This is a genomic window from Streptomyces sp. NPDC052225 (assembly GCF_040679615.1).
Taxonomy (GTDB): Bacteria; Actinomycetota; Actinomycetes; order Streptomycetales; family Streptomycetaceae; genus Streptomyces.
The window spans coordinates 21,143-37,143 of sequence record NZ_JBFAVD010000008.1 but is presented as its reverse complement, the minus strand read 5'-3'; the positions used below and the strand labels follow the sequence as shown (position 1 = coordinate 37,143).

At 72.6% G+C, this 16,001-nt stretch carries 14 protein-coding genes; 9 read left to right on the top strand and 5 right to left on the bottom strand.

What is annotated here, in order from left to right; genetic code table 11:
- Positions 1-142: 142 nt before the first annotated feature.
- Genes AB0L37_RS14480 through AB0L37_RS14470 form a run of 3 tightly spaced genes read right to left on the bottom strand, consistent with a single transcriptional unit; the run spans position 143 to position 4,219 of the window.
- Entirely contained in the window at positions 143-802 is a 660-nt protein-coding gene (locus tag AB0L37_RS14480; protein ID WP_365504309.1) for a response regulator transcription factor, read from the bottom strand.
- Positions 799-2,037, bottom strand: coding sequence for a histidine kinase (locus AB0L37_RS14475; protein WP_365504307.1), 1,239 nt, complete (start codon positions 2,035-2,037; stop codon positions 799-801). Before AB0L37_RS14475 ends, AB0L37_RS14480 begins: the two co-directional genes overlap by 4 nt.
- 4 nt (positions 2,038-2,041) lie before the next feature.
- Positions 2,042-4,219: an MMPL family transporter gene (locus AB0L37_RS14470; RefSeq protein ID WP_365504305.1), complete on the bottom strand. Its 2,178-nt coding sequence runs from the start codon at positions 4,217-4,219 to the stop codon at positions 2,042-2,044.
- 222 nt (positions 4,220-4,441) lie between these two features.
- On the opposite strand from AB0L37_RS14470, the gene AB0L37_RS14465 reads away from it, so the two are divergent.
- The 7 genes from AB0L37_RS14465 to AB0L37_RS14435 all read left to right on the top strand — a co-directional run bounded on the left by AB0L37_RS14465 (position 4,442) and on the right by AB0L37_RS14435 (position 10,312).
- On the top strand, positions 4,442-5,200 hold the full coding sequence (locus AB0L37_RS14465; protein WP_365504652.1) for an ATP-binding cassette domain-containing protein: 759 nt from the start codon (positions 4,442-4,444) through the stop codon (positions 5,198-5,200).
- Between the two features lie 130 nt (positions 5,201-5,330).
- Positions 5,331-6,137 carry an ABC transporter ATP-binding protein gene (locus AB0L37_RS14460; protein ID WP_365504303.1) on the top strand — a complete coding sequence of 269 codons (807 nt, stop codon included), beginning with the start codon at positions 5,331-5,333 and terminating at the stop codon, positions 6,135-6,137.
- Between the two features lie 12 nt (positions 6,138-6,149).
- Complete coding sequence (locus tag AB0L37_RS14455; protein WP_365504650.1) at positions 6,150-7,487, top strand: FtsX-like permease family protein; 1,338 nt, start codon at positions 6,150-6,152, stop codon at positions 7,485-7,487.
- Between the two features lie 107 nt (positions 7,488-7,594).
- Entirely contained in the window at positions 7,595-7,981 is a 387-nt protein-coding gene (locus tag AB0L37_RS14450; protein ID WP_365504301.1) for a cell division protein SepF, read from the top strand.
- A 120-nt stretch (positions 7,982-8,101) separates the two neighbouring features.
- Positions 8,102-9,271 (top strand): ATP-binding protein, encoded by a 1,170-nt coding sequence (locus AB0L37_RS14445; RefSeq protein ID WP_365504299.1) that lies wholly within the window; start codon positions 8,102-8,104, stop codon positions 9,269-9,271.
- Positions 9,268-9,696 (top strand): nucleotide pyrophosphohydrolase, encoded by a 429-nt coding sequence (locus AB0L37_RS14440; protein WP_365504297.1) that lies wholly within the window; start codon positions 9,268-9,270, stop codon positions 9,694-9,696. The genes AB0L37_RS14445 and AB0L37_RS14440 overlap by 4 nt, the downstream gene beginning before the upstream one ends.
- 118 nt (positions 9,697-9,814) lie before the next feature.
- The gene (locus AB0L37_RS14435) at positions 9,815-10,312 is read left to right on the top strand and encodes a DUF6099 family protein (protein WP_365504648.1); all 498 of its coding nucleotides are present in this window, start codon (positions 9,815-9,817) and stop codon (positions 10,310-10,312) included.
- 33 nt (positions 10,313-10,345) lie between these two features.
- On the opposite strand, the gene AB0L37_RS14430 is transcribed toward AB0L37_RS14435, so the two are convergent.
- Both AB0L37_RS14430 and AB0L37_RS14425 read right to left on the bottom strand, forming a co-directional pair.
- A complete protein-coding gene (locus AB0L37_RS14430; RefSeq protein ID WP_365504295.1) occupies positions 10,346-10,546 on the bottom strand; it encodes a hypothetical protein in 201 nt (66 codons plus the stop codon).
- Positions 10,547-10,812: 266 nt separating this feature from the next.
- Positions 10,813-11,736, bottom strand: coding sequence for an LLM class F420-dependent oxidoreductase (locus AB0L37_RS14425; protein ID WP_365504293.1), 924 nt, complete (start codon positions 11,734-11,736; stop codon positions 10,813-10,815).
- An 81-nt stretch (positions 11,737-11,817) separates the two neighbouring features.
- On the opposite strand from AB0L37_RS14425, the gene AB0L37_RS14420 reads away from it, so the two are divergent.
- Together AB0L37_RS14420 and AB0L37_RS14415 are read left to right on the top strand one after the other, a co-directional pair.
- Complete coding sequence (locus AB0L37_RS14420) at positions 11,818-13,299, top strand: 3' terminal RNA ribose 2'-O-methyltransferase Hen1 (protein ID WP_365504291.1); 1,482 nt, start codon at positions 11,818-11,820, stop codon at positions 13,297-13,299.
- Positions 13,296-15,860: a polynucleotide kinase-phosphatase gene (locus tag AB0L37_RS14415; RefSeq protein ID WP_365504289.1), complete on the top strand. Its 2,565-nt coding sequence runs from the start codon at positions 13,296-13,298 to the stop codon at positions 15,858-15,860. The genes AB0L37_RS14420 and AB0L37_RS14415 overlap by 4 nt, the downstream gene beginning before the upstream one ends.
- Positions 15,861-16,001 lie beyond the last annotated feature (141 nt).

Here is a 16,001-nt window from a genome sequence, read left to right as displayed (position 1 = left end):
AGCCTGTCCCGGAACCCCCGCCTGCGCCCCACCGCCCGGCACGCACCCTCGAACCGGCTTCGCCCGGCTCGGGCGGGAGGGCCCAGTGAACGCCGGCTGCGCCCGCATTTCGTGCGAACGCCGGGGGTTCCAAGACAGGATCTCACCCGGGCCGGTGCCCGCCCGCCGGCGCCAGGAGCCCCCGCTCCATCGCCACCACCACCGCCCGTGTCCGGTCGCTCACGTCCAGCTTCGCGAAGACCCGCAGCAGGTGGGTCTTGACCGTCGCCTCGCCGATCACGAGGCGCCGCGCGATGTCGGGGTTGGACAGGCCGTCGGCCACCGCCCGCAGCACGTCCACCTCGCGGGCGGTGAGCGCCGCCTGGGCCGGGCGGCGCATCTTGGCCACGAGTTTCTGCGCGACGCGCGGCGCGAGCACCGTCTCGCCGCGCGCCGCGGAACGGATCGCGTCGACCAGCTGCTCACGGGAGGTGTCCTTGAGGAGGTAGCCGACCGCCCCGGCCTCCACAGCGCGCTCGATCTCCGTGTCCGTGTCGTACGTCGTCAGGATCAGGACGCGTGTGCCGCTGGGCCCCGCCACGATCCGCCGCGTCGCCTCGACGCCGTCGAGCTCGGGCATCCGCAGGTCCAACAGGGCGACATCCGGGGCGAGTTCCTCGACGAGCGTCACCCCGGCCCGCCCGTCGTCCGCCTCGCCGACGATCGCGATGCCGGGCTCGGGCGCGAGCAGCGCCACCACCCCGGCCCGCATCACGGTGTGGTCGTCGACCACGACGACGCGCAGCTGGTCAGATTCCGTCATACGGACTCCTCCTCGGGGGCGGACTGGGGCGCGGACCGGGGCACGGGCAGGGGCGCGAACTGGGGTGCGGGCAGACAGGCGAGGACCCGGGTGCCGTCGCCGAGCGAGCTGGTCACGGACAGCTCGCCGCCCAGCTCGGAGAGGCGCCTGCGCATCCCGTCGAGCCCGAAACCGCGGGCCTCGGCCACGTCGAACCCCTGCCCGTCGTCGGTGATCTCCAGCTCGATGCCGTACGGGCCCGGGGACAGGACCACGATCACCGTGGAGGCCCCCGCGTGCTTGCGGACGTTGGCGAGGGACTCCTGCGTGCAGCGCAGGAGGGCGATCCGGGTGTGCTGGTCGCAGTCCACGTCCGGCAGTTCGGCGTCGACGGCGATCCCGGTGTCCTCGGCGAACCGGTCCAGGGTGCGCCGCAGCGTCCCGGCCACCGACCCCGGCGCCGCCCCGCCCGGCGGCGGATGGGCCCCGACCAGGGCGCGCGCCTCCGCGAGGTTCTCCCGCGCCGTGTGCTCGATGGACGTCAACTGCTGTGCGGAGCGCGCCGGTTCGGTCTCGATGCCGGCGCGGGCCGCCTCCGCGAGGACCACGATGGACGCGAAGCCCTGCGCGAGCGTGTCGTGGATCTCCCGGGCGATCCTGGCCCGCTCCGCCGCCGCGCCCTCCCGGCGCAGCGCCTCGGCCAGATCCGCCTGCGTACTGGCCAGCTCCGCCCGCAACCGGGCCCGGTCGTCCCGGAGTTCGAGGGCCCGCGGCGTCACCGTCACCACCAGCACGGCCACCGCGTACACCGCGAGGGTGGAGACGCTGTTGCGGGCCAGCGCGTCCACGCCCCAGCCCTCCCGCAGCACCCCGCCCGCCGTGATGGCGACGGCCCCGAGCCCGCTGGCGACCAGCGCCCCGCGCCGGCTGTCCGCGTAGACGACGAACTGGGCGAGCGCCGCGGTGAACAGCGCCCCGAACCCGTCGCGCAGATAGGCCAGTTCGCCGAGGGCGACGATCAGCAGGCCCAGGTACACGTACCCGCCGACCGCCCCGGCGCGCCCCCACCGCCGAACCGCCAGGTTCGCGGCGCCGAGCGCGGCCAGGAGCGCGAGCGACCCGTACCGCGGCCCCGCCGGGGCGTCACCCAGGACCGTGATCAGGGCCAGCAGGCCCATGATCGCCCAGGAGAACAGGTCCCAGGAGTGCAGGAGCCAGATCCAGAACGGGTCGCCGCGCCGCGGTCGTTGCAACATCGTTTCAGCCTACGTTCGTCAGGACCCGGTCCGCCGAGGAGTCGAAGGACGCTGCCCGCCGGCGCCGCGAAGGCCACCAACTCGCCTCGCCCAGCAGCAACATGAGCGCCGGAAGGATCAGCACCCGGATCACGAACGCGTCGAGCAGCACCGCCACCGCCAGGCTGAAGCCGATCTGCTTCATCTCGATGAAGTGCAGCGACACGAAGCTCGCGAACACGGTCACCATGACGAACGCCGCGCTGGTCACCACCCCCGCCGAACTGCCGACCCCGTCGAGCACCGCCTGCCGCGTCGGCACCCCGCGCCGCACCGCCTCCTGGATCCGGCTGATCACGAACACCTGGTAGTCCATCGAGAGCCCGAAGAGGATCACGAACAGGAACAGCGGCACGCGCGAGCCGATCGACCCGGTCGAGGTGAAGTCGAGCAGCCCCTCGGCCCAACTCCTCTGGAACGTCAGGGTCAGCACACCGAGCGACGCCGCAGCCGACAGCAGATTCAGCACGACACCGATCACGCCGAGCACCACGGAGCGGAACGCCCACACGGTCATCGCGAACGTCACGAGCAGCAACGCCGCGATGATCAGGGGGAGTTTCTGCTTCTGGTGTGCGGGATAGTCGGCGTACCGGGCGACGTCACCGGTCACGGCGGACTCGACGCCGGACCCCAACACCCTTACTGCGTCCGGGAGATAGCGGCTCCGCAGCCGGTCGAGGGACTCCTGCGCGGGTGCGGCGCTCACGTAGTGCGGCACCGGCAGTTCGAGCGAGGTGACCCTCCGGTCGGCGGAGGTGCGCAGCGTGAACGTGCCGTTCAGACCCGGATCGTCGTGCGCCGCGGCGCCCAGGCCGCGCAGGGCGGCCGCCACCTCGCCGGCACGGTCCGCGTCCGCTCGTACGACGACCTGGTGCATGGCCTTGACCTCGGGGAACGCCGCGTTGAGCCGGTCGAACGTGGGCATCGACGGCACCTGCCGCGAGTGCGTCTCGCGTCCCATGTCGGTCAGCTTCAGGCCGAGCAGCGGGGCGGCCAGGGCGAGCAGCGCGACGACCGCGACGGCCAGGACGGCGGCGGGCCGGCGGGCCGTGAGGCGCAGCAGGGCGTTGTGGCGTACGGCCTTCTCGGCAGGGGCCTTGCGCGGCTTGCGTGCGGCCCGTCGCTCGGCCCGTGCCCCGATCGTGGCCAGCAGCGCGGGCAGCACCGTCAGGGAGCTGACCACGGCCACCAGCGTCACCACGATCGCCGCCGTGGCGATGGACGAGAAGATCACGTCGTCGGCGAGATAGAGCGTCGCACTGGACACGGCGACCGCGAGACCGGACAGGACGACGGCCCGGCCGGAGGTCGCGGCGGCCAGCTCGACCAGTGCGGGCGAGCTCAACTTCCCCTGCGCACGGGCCCGTTCCTCCCTCTCCCGTTTCAGATAGAACAGCGTGTAGTCGACGCCCACGGCGAGACCGACGAGCAGGATGATGTTCGTGCCGACCCCCGCGTCCGGGAAGACGTGCGAGGCCAGCATCGACAGGCCGACCGACGCGACGATCGAGGTCAGCGCGAGCAGCAGCGGCACGGTCGCCATCGCCAGGGACCGGAACACGAACAGCAGCGTGAGCAGCGTGATCGGCAGCGCGATCATCTCCGTACGCGACAGATCGCTGCCGCGGAGCTTGTCGACGCCCTGGCCGATGGACGGCCCGCCGGTCTCCTCGACACGCAGCCCGGGGTGCGCCTTCTGGACGGCCGCGGTCTGCGCCCGCAGCGGGTCGACGTGCTTCTTGCCGTCGAGTTCGGCGCCCTTCATCGTCACGTCGACCCGCACGGCCCGGCCGTCCTTCGACCACACCGGATCGCCGACGGACCGCACCTCGGGCAGCGCCCGCATCCGGCGGGTCACCTCCCGGGCGACGGCACCCGCGGTGCCGCGGTCGAGCCGCGCGCCGCCGTCGCGCCGCTCGATGAGCACCCGCTCAAGGGGCCGCTGGGCGAGCCCGCCGTCCCGCGCGATGGCCTCACCGCGCCCGGCCTCGCCCACACCGAAGTCCGCGGAAGCGGCCGGATTCCCGCCGACCGCGATGCCCGCGCCGAGGCACAGGACGACAAAGAGAAACCATCCGGCGATCGCGCGCCACGGATGTCCGGCGCTCCAACGCGCCATGCGTACGGGGTAGTTGGTCATGACGTCCATGCTGGTCGCGACGGCCACGACGCCGACAGCGGCGACCGGTGGAACCTGGGGTCCACCGGTCGGTGGACCCCTCCGCCGGCCGGCGGTCCACGACTCGGACGACCCCGCGGGTCCGTGCTGCGTACAGCTACCCTCCGACCGGTACATGACGGAACGGGAGGCACAGTGAGCGACGAGCAGAGGCGGGTCGTGGCCGCCCTCGACGGTGTCAGCATGCGGCGCTACACCACCGGCCAGGTCATCCTCGACGGGATCGACTGGACCGTCCGCTCCGGCGAGCACTGGGCCCTGCTCGGCCCGAACGGCGCGGGCAAGACCAGCATCCTGCGCATGGTCGGCGCGACCACCTTCCCCACCACCGGCACCGTCGAGGTCCTCGGCCACCGCCTCGGCCGGGTCGACGTGCGCGAACTGCGCGCCCACATCGGCCATGTCTCCACCTCCCAGCGCGTCCCGCAGGACCTCACCGGGCACACCGTCGTCCTCACCGGCCACACGGGCACCGTCCAGCCGCTCTGGAAGTCGTACGACAGCGAGGTGCGCGACCGCGCCCACTCCCTCCTCGCCGAACTCCAGATCAAGGAGCTCGCCGACCGCGAGTACGGCGTCTGCTCCGGCGGCCAGCGTGCCCGCATCCTCATCGCCCGCGCCCTCATGGCGGACCCGGCGCTGCTCCTGCTCGACGAGCCGTTCAACGCCCTCGACCTGCCCTCGCGCGAGGACCTCATCGACACGATGCGCCGACTGGCCGAGAACCGGCCGGAGTTGGCGACCGTCACGGTCACCCATCACCTGGAGGAACTCTCCCCGGCGATCGACCGCGCCCTGCTCCTGCGCGACGGCCGGGTGATGGCCCACGGCCCGGTCGACGAGGTCCTGACGGGGGAGCGGATGACCGCCTGCTTCGGCCGCCCCATCGAGGTGACCCGCCACGCGGGCCGCTGGCTGGCCCGCTCCGGCGGCCACCCGTAGTTCTCACGGTGTACATAGAGACACCCCCGTCCGGGTCGTACGCCCAATGTGCCGCGGCCCCGCCGTCCCTAGCGTCGTATCCATCGACACAGCGGCGCGCACGGAGCGCCCGACGAGGGGATCGGCGATCATGCGACACGACGAACGGACACCGGGGTACGACGACCGCGGCGAGGCGCTGCGGCTCGTGCGGGTCACCAAGACGTACGGGACCGGGGGCGACGGCGGCGACACCGCGGTCCGCGCCCTCGACGACGTCACCCTCTCGCTGCCGGCCGGCACCTTCACCGCGGTGATGGGCCCGTCGGGCTCCGGCAAGTCCACGCTGCTCCACTGCGCGGCGGGCCTCGACCGGCCCGACAGCGGCCTCGTCGCGGTCGACGGCGAGGAGATGACCGGCGGCCCGGGCGCGGCCCGCGGCGAGGCGGCGCTCACCAAGTTCCGCCGCACGCGCGTGGGCTTCGTGTTCCAGCAGTACAACCTGCTGCCGACGCTCACCGTCGCCCAGAACACGATCCTGCCGCTCAAGCTCGCCGGGCGCCGCGTGAACCGGGCCCGCGTTGAGCAGATCCTCGACTCCGTCGGCCTCGGCGACCGGCTCGGGCACCGTCCCGACCAGCTCTCCGGCGGCCAGCGCCAGCGCGTCGCCATCGCCCGTGCCCTGGTCACCGAACCCTCCGTGATCTTCGCGGACGAGCCGACCGGCGCCCTCGACACCCGCAGCGCCCGCGACGTACTGCGCCTCCTCCAGGAAGCCGTACGGGTGCACGGCAGGACCGTCGTGATGGTGACGCACGACCCGGTGGCGGCCTCGTACGCGGACGCCGTGCAGTTCCTGGCCGACGGCCGCCTCGCGGGCCGCCTGCCCGCCCCCACGGTCGACGCGGTCGCCGAACGCCTCGCGCACCTCGGCGACGACGCCCTGACGGAGGTGTGAGCCGTGTTCACGATGCTCGGCCTCGCGATCCGCTCCGTACGGCAGCGCCCCGGCCGCTTCCTCGCGACCCTTCTGTCCGCCTTCCTCGGCGCGACGATCATCATGACGTTCAACGCGATGCACGACACGGCGGGCGCCGACGGCGTCGACCAGGTCAGCGCGGACACCCTCACCACGGCCGCGAGCGTCGTCGGGGGCTACGGGACGCTCCTCGTGTTCTTCGCGATCGCGTCCACCCTGACGGTCAACGTGCGTCAACGTACGGACGAGATCAACCTGTTGAGGCAGACCGGCGCGACCCCCGCCCAGATCAAGCGCATGGTCGTCGGCGAGGCCGTGGCCGTCTCCCTCGTGGGCGCCCTGCTCGCCATCGGCCCGGCCGTGCTCGGCGGCACCGTCCTCCTCGACGTCTTCAAGGACAGCGGCCAGGTCGCCGACTCCGTCGACTTCTCCTTCGGCCCGATCGCCCTCATGTCGGGCATCGACATCACGGTGCTCGCCGCGGCCGGCGCCGCGTTCCTCGCGGTGCGCCGCGCCACGAAGGCGGCCGCCGGCGCACGCCGACGGGCGGGACGTGCACGGAAGTTCGCGTCCTGGGCGGCGCTCGCCGTCGGCGGCCTCGCCGTGTGCTCGACGTTCGCGATGGACGCCACCGACGCGGCCCTGATGGCGGCGCCCGCCTACGGCGCGATCCTGCTCTCCGTCGGCTTCGCCCTCGTCTCGCCGGGCCTGCTGCGCACCGCCCTCGGCCGCGCCGAGCCGCTCGTCACGGCCTTCGCGGGCGTGAGCGGCTATCTGACCGTACGGAACATGCGGCAGCGCGCGTCCCAACTGTCCGGCGTCCTGATGCCGTTGATCCTCTTCACGGGGATGGCCACCGCGACGCTGTACATGCAGGCCGTCGAGAATGACGCGATCAAGGAATCGGGGTTGACCAAGTCCATAGACGACAAGAACCTCGAGACACTCAACTTCACGGTCGTCGGCATCATCGTCGTGTTCGCCTGCATCATGTTGATCAACTCTCTGTACGCCGCGACGTCCTACCGCGTCAGGGAGTTCGGCCAGCAGCGCCTGGCCGGCGCCACCCCGTCCCAGGTCCTCGCGACCGTCGCGGTCGAAGGCGTCGTCCTGACCGTCACCGGCGTGTTCTTCGGCACACTCGCGGCGCTCGCGGGGATCCTCCCCTTCACCGCCGTCCGCACGGACGACCTCCTGCCCGATCAGGGTCTCGGCATCTGGATCACGGTGGTGGCCATTGCCGCCGTGGCCACGCTGGGCACCAGCCTGGCCACCGCGCGACGCGGCCTGCGGGTCCCGGCGGTCGAAGCGGTGGCCCTCGCCGCATGAGTGTGCGGGCACTCCGGTCCGTGTCGGTGTTGGGCTGAACGGGTGACATGGCGTAAGAATTGCCCGGTGCAGACAACAGTGCGAGCCCGGACGGGGTGGGTGCGGTAGTGAACAGCCACGACGTCACAGACGAACAGTGGGAAGGGCTCGCCCAGGTCGTACCGCTGCGCAGCCGTAACGAGTGGCCGTCGGCGGTCGACCACCGGGCGATCCGCGAACCGGAGACGGAGCCGCGCCGCCGCTTCGTCGTCCTGCGGGTCAACGTCTTCGGTGACGCCCGCGAGGTCGCCGAGACGGTTATGGCGGGCATCCCGGTCCTGCTCGACCTCTCCGGCGCCGAGACCGAAGTGGCCAAGCGCGTCCTGGACTTCAGCAGCGGCGTCGTCCTCGGCCTCGGCTGCGGCATGCACCGCGTCGACCGCAACGTGTTCCTGCTGGCCCCTCCGGGAACCGAGGTCCAGGGCCTGGTGGCGGGAGCCGGCGCGCTCTCCTGAGTGCGGAGGCTCCGTGACGGTCCGGCCGGGGTGGCAATCCCGGAGGGCATAGTCCCCCGATCGTAGGAAGGTCACCCAGGACAAACGGTTCTGCGCCGTGGGCCCGCCTACGTTCGCCGCATGACCGTGCTCCACGGGGGCGCGCCCCCGTTACCGCCGGGGGCCTCCCCGGACCGCCCGCACGTGAGCGAGCTGCGGCTCTCCGCCTTCGCGCGGCACCGCGGCCGCACCGTCCCGCTCGCCCCGTTCACCGTACTGACCGGGCCGAGCGGCAGCGGAAAGAGCGCCGTCCTGACGGCACTTGAGGCGCTCGCCAGGCTCGGCGGCGGCGCCGATCTCGCCGAGGTCTTCCCCGACCCCGCCGCGTACGTTCCCGAACGCGCCCGCCCCGACGCGCAGGCCCGCCGCGGGTTCCGCATCGGCTGCACCGTCGACGGCCCCGCCGGACCCGTCCGCCTCGACCTCGCCGTCCAGGCCGAGCCCGAACTGCGCATCGTGGGCGAGCGGTTGACCGGCCCGGGCGTCACCTACCTGGAGACCGCGCTGCGCGACCCGGGCCGCAGGGACGTGCAGGCCGCGTGGCACACCGCGGGCTCGGTCCCCGTGACGCGCGGCCCGCTCCCCGACGACCTCCTCGGCACGGCCCTGCTGCCGCTGCGCGTGGCCGGCCGCACCGAAGGGCAGCGGCAGGTGCTCGCGGCGGCGGAACAGGTGGTGGTCGGGCTGCGCTCCACGTTCGCCTGCGCCCCGGACCCGGCCCGGATGCGTACGCCGGTGACGCCGCGGGCCGACCGGCTCCTGACCGGCTGCGACAACCTCGCCGCGGTCCTGCGCCGTACCCGCGCCGAGTGCGGCAACCGGCACGCCCTCCTCGTCGCGACGGCCCGCGCCGGTCTCGCGGGTCCGGTGGCGGACGTCCTCGCCGAGACCCTGCCCGACGGCGCCGTGCGCGCCGTCGTCGACCGGGGGGACGGGCACCGCACCCCCGTGGAGCGGCTGGCGGACGGTGAGTTGAGGTATCTGGCCCTCGCCCTCGTCCTGCTCACCGGGCCCCGTGTGCTCGAGGTCGACCCGGCGGCCGAGGTCCCGGAGGCCTACCAGACCCTCACCGTCCTCGCGGACGGCTTCGACCGCGACCTGGACCGCGCCCAGGGCACCGAACTGGCCGCGCTCGCCGCCCGGATGTCCGCCCGCGGCCACATCCGCCTGGTCGCCGCGGTGGGCGAGGCGTCGTGCGCGGACGGGGCGGCGCGGGCGCACGGGGCGGCGGTGGTAGACCTGAAACCGTGACAGACGCAACCCATGACCAGGCCGAACAGCCCCGCCCGCTCGATGTGGCGGCCCTTCAGACCCGGCTCGCGCGCTTCGCCGCCGCGCGGAACTGGCAGCCCTTCCACACCCCGAAGAACCTGGCGGCGGCGCTCAGCGTCGAGGCGTCCGAACTGGTCGAGATCTTCCAGTGGTTGACCCCCGAGCAGTCCGCCCGCGTGATGGACGACCCGGACGCCGCGCACCGTGTCGAGGACGAGGTCGCCGACGTCCTCGCGTACCTCCTCCAGCTGTGCGAGGTCCTCGGCATCGACGCGCTGGCCGCGCTCGCGGCGAAGATCGACCGCAACGAGAGCCGCTTCCCGGTGCCGGGGCCGGAGCGGGTTCCGGAGCGGGACGCCTCGCACGCCCGCCCTCACGACGACAGTCACTCTCCGGAGTCATAGAAATATCCACATCGGACTCCGTGTCCACAGATTTCGGGCTTCCTCTGGCTTTTCGTCGCGCGGACCTTCACTCTGGGTAGTGGACAACGGAGTTCGGGCGGGCAGGACGGGGACGCGGATGGACGCGGTGCGGCTCATCGGGGTCGGACGACGGGCCCTGGCGCAGAGCCAGGACGCGCCGGACATCATGAGGGAGGCATGGCAGGCACAAGCACTGGCACAGGCGATCGGCGGACGGCTCGCGGCGCACGGGCCGCCGGAATCAAGAGGCGAGGCGCGCAGTCTGAGCGAGGCGGGTGCGCGGGGCAGCGGCGGCTCGGCGGTCCCGGTGGTCGGCGCCGGCGGGATACGGGCGGCGCAGCTGACCGAACTGGGGGATGTGCGCGCGGCGTTGGTGGGCCTGGGCGTGCTCCTCGGCGACGTGGGCATCGCGCTCGTCGGCGTGGCGAGCGAATCCTTCGAGGAGGGGGCCTATTGGCAGTGCATGGAAGCGATCGACGCGGCGGACGAGTCGCGGGACCACGTCCTGGAGATATTGCGGCGCCTGCCCGAGGGCGGCGTCGTGATGACCGGGCCCGACGCCGAGCCGCATCCCGACTCGGACTCGGCGGCCTGACCGGGAGCGGGCCGCTCCCGGCAGGCGGTGCCGTCAGACGTCCTCGGCGGCGGGGCGCGACGTGCCCGTGGTCGGGGTGCCCGGGGACTGTTGCAGATCGGCGTCGAGCTGGGACAGGTCGGCGTTGAGCGCCGCCATCAGCTCCTCCATCTGCTGCAACAGACCCTTGGGTGCACCCTGCTGCTCCGGCACGGACGTGTCGTGCACAGCCTCGGGCACGGCTTCCTGGGACATGACGGCCTCCTCGGCCCTCGCCCTCCCGCTGGGGGACGGGCAGTTGACGCAAGTGGCGCCCGGCAGCGACCGCCGGCGCGGGTGCCGGGCGGTCCGGCTCCGCCCGAGCCAACGATCACCGCGGGGCCCTGGTCACTGGCCCGGACCGCCACCACCTGCCGGGTTGACGCAATTTCACCCGACCGTGGCGGTGGAGGACCGGGGCGGCGGGCGCGTTGACGCCTGTTCGAGCGGCGGCGTCCCGGGAGGCCGCCGCCCGGGCCGGCTCAGGTCAGCTGCGGCGCCACCTCGGAGGCGATCAGCTCCAGGTGGTCCAGGTCGTCGAGGTCGAGCATCTGCAAGTACATCCGCTGCGAGCCGACGGCCTGGAAGGCGGCGATGCGCTCGACCACCTCGGCGGGGGAGCCGGCGAGGCCGTTCGCCTTCAGCTCGTCGACGTCGCGGCCGATCGCGTCGGCACGGCGCTTCACCTCGGCGTCGGTCCGGCCGACGCAGGCGATCAGGGCGTTGGAGTAGACGAGCGCGTCGTCCGCGCGCCCGTGCTCGACGGCCGCGGCGCGCACCCGCTTGAACTGCTGCTCGGTGTCGGAGACGGAGGCGAAAGGAATGTTGAACTCGGTGGCGAACTTCGCGGCCAGCGCCGGGGTCTTCTTGGCGCCGTGGCCGCCGACCAGGATCGGCACCCGCGTCTGGGCGGGCTTGGGCAGGGCGGGGGAGTCCTTCAATTGGTAGTACGTGCCGTCGAAGTTGAAGCGCTGGCCCACGGGCGTCTCCCACAGACCCGTCACGATGGCGAGCTGCTCGGCCAGGCGCCCGAACTTCTCCTTGGGGAACGGGATGCCGTACGCGGCGTGCTCCTCCGCGTACCAGCCGGAGCCGAGGCCGAGTTCGACGCGGCCGCCCGACATCTGGTCGACCTGCGCCACCTGGATGGCGAGGACGCCCGGCAGCCGGAAGGTGCCCGCGGTCATCAGGGTGCCCAGGCGGATCGTCTTCGTCTCGCGGGCGAGGCCGGCGAGCGTCGTCCAGGCGTCGGTGGGTCCGGGAAGGCCGTCGACCGAGCCCATGTGCAGGTAATGGTCCGAGCGGAAGAAGGCTCCGTAGTTCAGCTCCTCCGCGGCCCGGGCGACGCGGAGCAGGGTCTCGTAGGTGGCACCTTGCTGAGGTTCGGTGAAAACGCGAAGATCCATACCGCCATGATGCCCGGCGGGCGCCGCCGACCCGGAAAACTCGCTGGTCGCGCCCGCGTCCGTCGGGGGAGACTGATCCGCGTGTTCCTGACGATCAGTACCACCGGCACCCCGGACCGCCCCGCGACCGACCTGGGATTTCTGCTGCACAAGCATCCCGACAGCGCGCAGGCGTTCTCCACCTCCTACGGCACCGCGCACGTCCTCTACCCCGAGGCGAGCGCGGAGCGGTGCACGGCCGCGTTGCTGCTTGAGATCGATCCGGTGGCGTTGATGCGGCGCGGGAAGAAGAAGGACCGTTCGGCTCCGGACGCGGCGCTCGCGCAGTATGTGAACGACCGGCCGTACGCCGCGTCGTCGCTGCTCGCCGTCGCGCTGAGCAGCGTCTTCTCCAGCGCCCTGCGCGGGGTGTGCAAGGCGCGCCCCGAGCGGGCCGAGGAGGCGTTGCCGCTGCGCATCGAGGTGCCCGCGCTGCCCGCGCGGGGCGGCGCCGACCTCGTAAGGAAGCTGTTCGAGCCGCTGGGCTGGCAGGTGACGGTGGAGGCCGTGGCGCTGGACGCGCGGTTCCCCGAGTGGGGGGCCTCGCGGTACGTCACGCTCGTCCTGGAAGGGGAGCTGCGGCTCGCGCAGGCACTGCGGCACCTGTATGTGCTGCTGCCGGTGCTCGACGACGCCAAGCACTACTGGGTCTCGGCCGACGAGGTCGACAAGCTGTTGCGGGCCGGTGAGGGGTGGCTCGCCGAGCACCCCGAGCAGAAGCTGATCACCAGCCGCTATCTGTCGCGGCGCTGGTCGCTGACCCGGCAGGCGATGGAGCGGCTCGAACTGGTGCGGCTCGCCGACGCCGACGACACGGACGTCGAGGAGATCGACAACGCCGTCGACGAGACCAGCGACACCGAGGAGAAGCCGGTGCCGCTCGCCGTACAGCGGCGCGAGGCGATCCTCGACGCCCTGCGCGCGTCCGGCGCGGCCAGGGTCCTCGACCTCGGCTGCGGACAGGGCCAGTTGGTGCAGGCGCTGCTCAAGGACGCGCGGGTCACCGAGATCGTGGGTGTCGACGTGTCCGTGCGGGCGCTCACCATCGCCGCGCGGCGTCTCAAGCTGGACCGCATGGGCGAGCGGCGGGCCTCGCGCGTGCAGCTCCTCCAGGGCTCGCTCGCGTACACCGACAAGCGGCTCAAGGGGTACGACGCCGCGGTGCTCAGCGAGGTGATCGAGCACCTCGACCTGCCCCGGCTGCCCGCCCTCGAATACGCGGTGTTCGGCTCCGCGCGGCCCCGCACGGTCCTCGTGACGACGCCGAACGTCGAGTACAACGTCCGCTGGGAGACGCTCCCCGCGGGCCATGTCCGGCACGGCGACCACCGGTTCGAGTGGACGCGGGAGGAGTTCCGCGACTGGGCGGAGCGGGTCGCCGCGCGACACGGCTACGACGTGCGGTACGTGCCCGTCGGACCCGACGACCCCGAGGTGGGCCCGCCCACGCAGATGGCCGTGTTCACCCTGACCGACCCGACCACCAGGACCGACCCGAGCACGAAGGAGGCGAAGGCCGCATGAGCAGTACCACCGGATCCACCGAGCACAGCAGCGCGCGGACGCTGCCCGTCACCGACCTCTCCCTCGTCGTGCTCGTCGGGGCCTCGGGGTCGGGCAAGTCCACGTTCGCGCGGGCCCGTTTCAAGCCCACCGAGGTCATCTCCAGCGACTTCTGCCGCGGCCTCGTCGCCGACGACGAGAACGACCAGGGCGCGAGCCGCGACGCGTTCGACGTGCTGCACTACATCGCGGGCAAGCGCCTTGCCGCGGGACGGCTCACCGTCGTCGACGCGACGAACGTGCAGCAGGAAAGCCGCCGTCAGCTGATCGAGCTGGCCCGCAAGCACGACGTCCTGCCGATCGCGATCGTCCTCGACGTCCCGGAGGACGTCTGCGTCGCGCGGAACGCGGAGCGCACCGACCGCGCCGACATGCCGCGCCGTGTCATCACCCGCCACACCCGCGAACTGCGACGCTCCCTGCGGCACTTGGAGCGCGAAGGCTTCCGCAAGGTGCATGTGCTGCGCGGAGTGGCGGAGGTCGAGAGCGCGAGCATCGTCCGCGAGAAGCGGTTCAACGACCTGACGCACCTCACAGGCCCCTTCGACATCGTCGGCGACATCCACGGCTGCGCGAGCGAACTGGAGACGCTGCTCGGCGAGCTGGGGTACGTCGACGGCGTGCACCCCGAGGGCCGCACCGCCGTCTTCGTCGGTGACCTCGTCGACCGCGGTCCCGACACCCCCGGCGTGCTGCGCCGCGTGATGTCGATGGTGAAGGCGGGCACCGCGCTGTGCGTGCCCGGCAACCACGAGAACAAGCTCGGCCGGTACCTCAAGGGCAGGAACGTGCAGCACACGCACGGACTCGCCGAGACCATCGAGCAGTTGGACAAGGAGAGCGAGGAGTTCCGCGCCGAGGTGCGGCAGTTCGTCGACGGGCTCGTCAGCCACTACGTCCTCGACGGCGGCAAGCTGGTCGTCTGCCACGCGGGGCTGCCCGAGCAGTACCACGGCCGGACCTCGGGCCGGGTGCGCTCGCACGCGTTGTACGGGGACACGACCGGCGAGACCGACGAGTTCGGCCTGCCCGTGCGCTACCCGTGGGCGGAGGACTACCGGGGCAAGGCCGCGGTGGTCTACGGCCACACCCCGGTCCCGACCGCCACCTGGCTCAACAACACGATCTGCCTCGACACCGGCGCCGTGTTCGGCGGCAAGCTCACCGCGCTGCGCTGGCCGGAGCGCGAGCTCGTCGACGTCCCGGCCGAGAAGGTCTGGTACGAGCCGGCCAGGCCGCTCGCGACCGAGGCGCCCGGCGGGCACGAGGGCCGGCCGCTCGACCTCGCCGACGTGCACGGACGGCGCACCGTCGAGACCCGGCACAGCGGCCGCGTGACCGTACGAGAGGAGAACGCGGCGGCGGCGCTCGAAGTCATGAGCCGCTTCGCCGTCGACCCGCGGCTCGTGCCGTACCTGCCGCCGACGATGGCGCCGACGGCCACGTCCGAGGTGGACGGCTACTTGGAGCACCCGGCGGAGGCGTTCGCGCAGTATGCCGCCGACGGCGTGGAGCGCGTCGTGTGCGAGGAGAAGCACATGGGGTCGCGGGCCGTGGCGCTCGTGTGCCGTGACGCGGAGGCCGCGCGGGAGCGTTTCGGCGTGGAGGAGCCGGGCGTCACCGGCTCCCTGTACACCCGTACGGGCCGCCCGTTCTTCGGCAGCCGGGAGACGACGGAGGCGGTGCTCGCCCGCGTGCGGGACGCCGCCACGGCGGCCGGGCTCTGGGGCGAGCTGGACACGGACTGGCTGCTCCTCGACGCCGAGTTGATGCCCTGGTCGCTCAAGGCGTCCGGTTTGCTGCGCTCGCAGTACGCGGCGGTGGGCGCGGCGTCCGGCGCGGTGTTCCCCGGGGTGCTCGGAGCGCTGGAGAAGGCGGCCGCGCGCGGCGTCGAGGTGGGGGATCTCCTGGAGCGCCAGCGCGGGCGTGCCGCGGACGCCGCGGCGTTCACGGACGCGTACCGGCGCTACTGCTGGACCACGGAGGGCCTTGAGGGCGTACGGCTCGCGCCGTTCCAGATCCTCGCCGCCCAGGGCCGGTCTCTCGCGGCGCTGCCGCACGACGAGCAGCTCGCGCTCATCGACCGCATGGTCGAGCACGACACGAGCGGCCTGTTGCAGACGACACGGCGGCTGTACGTCGACACGGGTGACGCCGCGTCGGTGCGGGCGGGCGTCGACTGGTGGCTGGAGATGACCGGGCGCGGTGGCGAGGGCATGGTCGTCAAGCCGGTCGGCGCGATGGTCAGGGACGGCAAGGGGCGGCTCGTGCAGCCCGGCATCAAGTGCCGTGGCCGCGAGTACCTCCGGATCATCTACGGACCCGAGTACACCCGGCCGGAGAACCTGGCCAAGCTGCGGCACCGCTTCCTCGGCCACAAGCGGTCGCTGGCGATACGGGAGTACGGCCTCGGGCTCGAAGCCCTCGACCGGCTGGCGGAAGGGGAGCCGCTGTGGCGGGTGCACGAGGCGGTGTTCGGGGTCCTCGCCCTGGAGTCGGAGCCGGTCGACCCCCGGCTCTGATCGGCTGAATTCCGCTGTCCGCCCGGCCGCACATCGGTCGGGCGGACCGGACTGGAACATCAAATGCCCCTGGTTAACCAGGAGTTGACATGCTAGCTTCGCAGACCGGGCAGGCAGAAGTACCGGCTCATGGGGGACGGT

What these genes read in the sequence shown, in the direction of transcription:
- AB0L37_RS14480 (WP_365504309.1), bottom strand. Translation starts at nt 802, where the DNA reads ATGACGGAATCTGACCAGCTGCGCGTCGTCGTGGTCGACGACCACACC.
- AB0L37_RS14475 (WP_365504307.1), bottom strand. Translation starts at nt 2,037, where the DNA reads ATGTTGCAACGACCGCGGCGCGGCGACCCGTTCTGGATCTGGCTCCTG.
- AB0L37_RS14470 (WP_365504305.1), bottom strand. Translation starts at nt 4,219, where the DNA reads ATGACCAACTACCCCGTACGCATGGCGCGTTGGAGCGCCGGACATCCG.
- AB0L37_RS14465 (WP_365504652.1), top strand. Translation starts at nt 4,442, where the DNA reads ATGCGGCGCTACACCACCGGCCAGGTCATCCTCGACGGGATCGACTGG.
- AB0L37_RS14460 (WP_365504303.1), top strand. Translation starts at nt 5,331, where the DNA reads ATGCGACACGACGAACGGACACCGGGGTACGACGACCGCGGCGAGGCG.
- AB0L37_RS14455 (WP_365504650.1), top strand. Translation starts at nt 6,150, where the DNA reads ATGCTCGGCCTCGCGATCCGCTCCGTACGGCAGCGCCCCGGCCGCTTC.
- AB0L37_RS14445 (WP_365504299.1), top strand. Translation starts at nt 8,102, where the DNA reads ATGACCGTGCTCCACGGGGGCGCGCCCCCGTTACCGCCGGGGGCCTCC.
- AB0L37_RS14435 (WP_365504648.1), top strand. Translation starts at nt 9,815, where the DNA reads ATGGACGCGGTGCGGCTCATCGGGGTCGGACGACGGGCCCTGGCGCAG.
- AB0L37_RS14430 (WP_365504295.1), bottom strand. Translation starts at nt 10,546, where the DNA reads ATGTCCCAGGAAGCCGTGCCCGAGGCTGTGCACGACACGTCCGTGCCG.
- AB0L37_RS14425 (WP_365504293.1), bottom strand. Translation starts at nt 11,736, where the DNA reads ATGGATCTTCGCGTTTTCACCGAACCTCAGCAAGGTGCCACCTACGAG.
- AB0L37_RS14415 (WP_365504289.1), top strand. Translation starts at nt 13,296, where the DNA reads ATGAGCAGTACCACCGGATCCACCGAGCACAGCAGCGCGCGGACGCTG.